Below are 5,525 nucleotides of genomic sequence, written 5' to 3' on the forward strand. Positions count from 1 at the left end.
ACATAATGGTGGTTATACGAAGTACACTTGTATATTAATATAAATATCAACAACTTATTAATATCAGAAAAATCCCAAAATGCAAAAAAAGCCGACTTTGAAACAAGTCGGCTTTTTTATGAGCAGTTTTGGAATGTTTTGCCAATAATTTTGACTAAAAATTACACCAATTATGTTGAGTGATACAATTTTGTGATACATTATTGTATATACAAATTTGAATGTTTTTTATGGAACAGTATTTCGAATGGGATGAGGCAAAGAATCGAAAGAATCAGAAAAAGCACGATGTTTCTTTCGAAACGGCAAGCCTTGTTTTTGATGATCCATTAAGGATCTCAATCCAGGACAGACATACCGATGGTGAAGAACGTTGGCAAACCATTGGAAAAGTAAAAGGCGTACTAATGATGTTAGTAGCTCACACCATCTTTGATGAAGATGACTGTGAAATCATACGAATCATTAGTGCAAGACAAGTCACTAAGGCGGAGCGAGATAGATATGAGCATGGTTAGATACTCACGCAAAGAACTGAATGAAAAATTCAGCGACAAGCAAGATGCTGAAATTCAACGCTTGCTTGCTAAGGGAACGGTTCCTGACGATCAGCTAGATCTCTCAGATATGCCTGAAATTACCGACTGGAGCAATGCTGTACGCCATAATCGATTCTATCGCCCAGTGAAGCAACAGACTTCCATTCGTTTAGATGCTGATGTACTTGCATGGTTTAAAGCTCAAGGCAAAGGCTATCAAACTAGGATGAATGAAATTCTGCGAGATGCTATGCTGAAAGAATTAAAAAATCATCAATAAAAATGGGAGCTTACGCTCCCATTTTTGACTTCGTATAACATGTACTATGTTAATTTTAGCGAAACTCAATAATAAATTATTTCTTCTTTGGCTTCATACATGACTTGGAATTAATAGGTTGAAGACACTATTTGGCTATAGCTGTAATCTCTATCTGAATATTTTCATCATAGAGATTTTCTAGAATTTCCTTATATATTTCATAATTATCTTTCTCATAACATACAAAAAACACTTCATCTACGGCTTCACATGAGGGTAATGTCATCATGATAGATCCAATTGCAAATTCAGCTGCCTGCTGTAATGGATACTTATAAATCCCTGTTCCTAAATTTGGAAATGACACTGTTTTTGCTTGAACCTGATTAGCTTTCAAAAGTGCATTGCTATAAGCATTACATAAGAGTTGAGGTTCATTTTTTTCACCGCCTAACCATCTAGGTGGAACAGCATGAATCAGATATTTTGCAGGTAAATTTCCAGCTGTCGTTACTTCCGCATTTCCAACAGCACATCCACCTTTTTCTTGATTAATCTGAATGCACTCTGATTTCATTAAAGATCCTGCTTTTTTATGGATCTTTCCATCTAGTCCACCACCACCAAGTAATGATTTATTAGCTGGATTCACAATAGCATCTACAGATAAGGTAGTAATATCCCCATGTACTAATGTAATCCGATTCATATAAAATAGGTTCCAATTATTAATAAATTTTTGCAAATATTTTAATAAGTTAAATAACAAGGGGAAAGTATGCAATCAAAAGTTTTACTTAATTTATTAGATGAGGTTGTTCAAGAAAAAAAAGTAAATTCTTTATTTTTAAATCGATATAAAAATCTTCTAGCTCCAAAGTTTTCCATCTTTAGCTATTTTCGCACAGATGAATTAATACTAAGTAATATCCTAGCTGACCTACTAGATCCTCAAGGTAGTCACGGACAAGATTATCTTTTTATCAAAAAATGGATTGAACTTAGAAAAAATGGATTAGATGAATCTTGGCAAAAAATTAACTTAGACCAGTCTAAAATCACCGTTAAGTTGGAAGAAAAAAATTGGCGTTTAGATACTTTAAGAAGGATGGATATCCTAATTGAGATTTTTTGTCATGGTGAAAAATACGCATTATGTATTGAGAATAAGCCTTTTGCATCTGATCAAAAGAATCAACTTAAAGATTATGCTGACGAGTTGGAGCAACGCTACCCCAACCAATGGCAACTGATTTATTTATCTGGTTCTGGAAAAGTGAACCGTCCTGGTTTTATCGGAGACAGGTTTGCTTGAGTCAGGCAGCATAGCCTGACGGAATTAATGAACAATAGTAGATATTTTCCGCATCAACAGGCGATACATATCCATTGGTAGAATGCAATCGTTCATGGTTGTACCAGTGTACCCAATCAAGGGTTGCTAGCGCAACATCATTTACGCCATCCCATTCCTGTTTCAAATAATCAATCACCTCCGCTTTATATAGCCCATTCACACTTTCAGCTAGGGCATTATCATAAGAGTCACCTGTCGTGCCGACTGATGCGGCAAGCCCCGATTGTTTAAGCCGTTCACCGTACTTAATCGATAGATACTGACTACCTTTATCAGAATGATGAATTACTCCGCTTGGTCTGCCTCTAGCGTCTAATGCTTGATTTAGGGCATCTAGAACTAGCTGAGTGTCCATATGATTCGATACTTTCCAACCCACAATAACTCGCTTGAATACGTCGATGACAAAGGCGGTATAGACCCAGCCTGTTTTGGTCTTGATATAGGTAAAGTCAGCCACCCACAGCTTGTTTGGGCTATCTGCAGTAAAGTTGCGTTTGACCAAATCATCGGGACTTTGTTGTCCTGGTCGCTGTTTGGTGGTGATTTTGCCTTTGCCTCGCCATACGCCTTGAATACCTAGCTGTTTCATAAGGCGTTCAACGGTACAGCGACCAAGCTTTGGCATGCCATCTTGCTTAAGCTTGTGCCAGACTTTACGAATGCCGTAACGACAGCCACTGTCTTGCCAAATCTGTTTGATTTGTGCCATGAGGTGTTTGTCGCTTTGTTTGCGTCGACTTTGCTTCTCTGGGTTTTCCTGTTCAGCTTTGACGCGATAGTAGCTAGATGGGGCAATTGGCAGTATTCTATAAATCGGCTCGACCCCATATTTTTCTTTTTCATCATCAATGAATTTGACCATCACTTGTGTGGGCGGCCGAGCTCCGCCTGGGCGAAAAAAGCGGCTGCCTTTCGAATAATTTCGTTCGCTTGTTTGAGTTCTCTGATTTCTCGCTCAAGCTCAGCGATACGAGCCGCTTGGCTTTCAGTGCTAACGGTCACAGGATTTTGCTTAGCTAGGTGCTTTTGATGCCATGAGCGTAGGGTTTCGGGTGTGCAGCCAAATTTGGGGGCGATGGCTTGGATAGCCGCCCATAATGAGGGATAATCTTTTTGTGATTCAATCAGTAATTCGACGGCTCTTTTCTTAACTTCTGTTGGGTATTGTTTGCTTTTCATAAGGGTATTGTCTCAGAGTTTTAGGTCTCCGACAATCCCGGGACGGTTCATAATTAGATGTCCTTTTTTAGGAGGGCTTAGTTTTTTGTACCCAGTTTAAGAATACCTTTATCATGTGATTCTAAAGTATCCAGAGAATATCTGTATGCTTTGTATACCTATGGTTATGCATAAAAATCCCAGTGATAAAAGTATTTATCACTGGGATTTTTATGCCCTTTTGGGTTTTTGAATGGAGGAAAATCACATGAAAATTATTAATATTGGAGTTTTAGCTCATGTTGATGCAGGAAAAACTACCTTAACAGAAAGCTTATTATATAACAGTGGAGCGATTACAGAATTAGGAAGCGTGGACAAAGGTACAACGAGGACGGATAATACGCTTTTAGAACGTCAGAGAGGAATTACAATTCAGACAGGAATAACCTCTTTTCAGTGGGAAAATACGAAGGTGAACATCATAGACACGCCAGGACATATGGATTTCTTAGCAGAAGTATATCGTTCATTATCAGTTTTAGATGGGGCAATTCTACTGATTTCTGCAAAAGATGGCGTACAAGCACAAACTCGTATATTATTTCATGCACTTAGGAAAATGGGGATTCCCACAATCTTTTTTATCAATAAGATTGACCAAAATGGAATTGATTTATCAACGGTTTATCAGGATATTAAAGAGAAACTTTCTGCCGAAATTGTAATCAAACAGAAGGTAGAACTGTATCCTAATATGTGTGTGACGAACTTTACCGAATCTGAACAATGGGATACGGTAATAGAGGGAAACGATGACCTTTTAGAGAAATATATGTCCGGTAAATCATTAGAAGCATTGGAACTCGAACAAGAGGAAAGCATAAGATTTCATAATTGTTCCCTGTTCCCTGTTTATCACGGAAGTGCAAAAAACAATATAGGGATTGATAACCTTATAGAAGTGATTACGAATAAATTTTATTCATCAACACATCGAGGTCCGTCTGAACTTTGCGGAAATGTTTTCAAAATTGAATATACAAAAAAAAGACAACGTCTTGCATATATACGCCTTTATAGTGGAGTACTACATTTACGAGATTCGGTTAGAGTATCAGAAAAAGAAAAAATAAAAGTTACAGAAATGTATACTTCAATAAATGGTGAATTATGTAAGATTGATAGAGCTTATTCTGGAGAAATTGTTATTTTGCAAAATGAGTTTTTGAAGTTAAATAGTGTTCTTGGAGATACAAAACTATTGCCACAGAGAAAAAAGATTGAAAATCCGCACCCTCTACTACAAACAACTGTTGAACCGAGTAAACCTGAACAGAGAGAAATGTTGCTTGATGCCCTTTTGGAAATCTCAGATAGTGATCCGCTTCTACGATATTACGTGGATTCTACGACACATGAAATTATACTTTCTTTCTTAGGGAAAGTACAAATGGAAGTGATTAGTGCACTGTTGCAAGAAAAGTATCATGTGGAGATAGAACTAAAAGAGCCTACAGTCATTTATATGGAGAGACCGTTAAAAAATGCAGAATATACCATTCACATCGAAGTGCCGCCAAATCCTTTCTGGGCTTCCATTGGTTTATCTGTATCACCGCTTCCGTTGGGAAGTGGAATGCAGTATGAGAGCTCGGTTTCTCTTGGATACTTAAATCAATCATTTCAAAATGCAGTTATGGAAGGGATACGCTATGGTTGCGAACAAGGATTATATGGTTGGAATGTGACGGATTGTAAAATCTGTTTTAAGTATGGCTTATACTATAGCCCTGTTAGTACCCCAGCAGATTTTCGGATGCTTGCTCCTATTGTATTGGAACAAGTCTTAAAAAAAGCTGGAACAGAATTGTTAGAGCCATATCTTAGTTTTAAAATTTATGCGCCACAGGAATATCTTTCACGAGCATACAACGATGCTCCTAAATATTGTGCGAACATCGTAGACACTCAATTGAAAAATAATGAGGTCATTCTTAGTGGAGAAATCCCTGCTCGGTGTATTCAAGAATATCGTAGTGATTTAACTTTCTTTACAAATGGACGTAGTGTTTGTTTAACAGAGTTAAAAGGGTACCATGTTACTACCGGTGAACCTGTTTGCCAGCCCCGTCGTCCAAATAGTCGGATAGATAAAGTACGATATATGTTCAATAAAATAACTTAGTGAACCGTACCGGGTTTG

The 5,525-nt window shown here is 37.6% G+C and carries 7 protein-coding genes and 1 other annotated feature; of the genes, 5 read left to right on the forward strand and 2 right to left on the reverse strand.

The genetic code is table 11. The features are described from left to right. Positions 1-230: 230 nt before the first annotated feature. Both G5T77_RS13360 and G5T77_RS13365 read left to right on the forward strand, forming a co-directional pair. Complete coding sequence (locus G5T77_RS13360; RefSeq protein ID WP_086384391.1) at positions 231-518, forward strand: BrnT family toxin; 288 nt, start codon at positions 231-233, stop codon at positions 516-518. Beyond that, on the forward strand, positions 505-819 hold the full coding sequence (locus tag G5T77_RS13365; protein WP_023274838.1) for a BrnA antitoxin family protein: 315 nt from the start codon (positions 505-507) through the stop codon (positions 817-819). Before G5T77_RS13360 ends, G5T77_RS13365 begins: the two co-directional genes overlap by 14 nt. A 127-nt stretch (positions 820-946) precedes the next feature. Here the strand turns inward: G5T77_RS13365 and G5T77_RS13370 are convergent, their stop codons facing one another. Beyond that, positions 947-1,510, reverse strand: a complete 564-nt coding sequence (locus G5T77_RS13370; protein ID WP_086384392.1) for a macro domain-containing protein — start codon at positions 1,508-1,510, stop codon at positions 947-949. Between the two features lie 69 nt (positions 1,511-1,579). Here G5T77_RS13370 and G5T77_RS13375 point away from each other — a divergent pair, with 69 nt between their 5' ends. Next, positions 1,580-2,116 (forward strand): PD-(D/E)XK nuclease family protein, encoded by a 537-nt coding sequence (locus G5T77_RS13375; protein WP_166139238.1) that lies wholly within the window; start codon positions 1,580-1,582, stop codon positions 2,114-2,116. Between the two features lies 1 nt (position 2,117). Here the strand turns inward: G5T77_RS13375 and G5T77_RS13380 are convergent. Beyond that, a protein-coding gene (locus G5T77_RS13380; RefSeq protein WP_166139240.1) for an IS3 family transposase occupies positions 2,118-3,340 on the reverse strand; the annotation gives its coding sequence in 2 pieces (ribosomal slippage) (positions 2,118-3,064 and positions 3,064-3,340; 1,224 coding nt in all). Continuing rightward, positions 2,949-3,065: a sequence feature (AL1L pseudoknot), on the reverse strand. Its footprint overlaps the gene before it by 117 nt. Positions 3,341-3,455: 115 nt before the next feature. On the opposite strand from G5T77_RS13380, the gene G5T77_RS13385 reads away from it, so the two are divergent. Continuing rightward, entirely contained in the window at positions 3,456-3,572 is a 117-nt protein-coding gene (locus G5T77_RS13385; RefSeq protein WP_001791010.1) for a tetracycline resistance determinant leader peptide, read from the forward strand. A 15-nt stretch (positions 3,573-3,587) separates the two neighbouring features. Continuing rightward, entirely contained in the window at positions 3,588-5,507 is a 1,920-nt protein-coding gene (tet(M), locus tag G5T77_RS13390) for a tetracycline resistance ribosomal protection protein Tet(M) (protein ID WP_000691727.1), read from the forward strand. The last annotated feature ends 18 nt before the right edge of the window (positions 5,508-5,525 follow it).

This window comes from Acinetobacter sp. GFQ9D191M (genome assembly GCF_011174875.1).
Taxonomy (GTDB): domain Bacteria; phylum Pseudomonadota; class Gammaproteobacteria; order Pseudomonadales; family Moraxellaceae; genus Acinetobacter.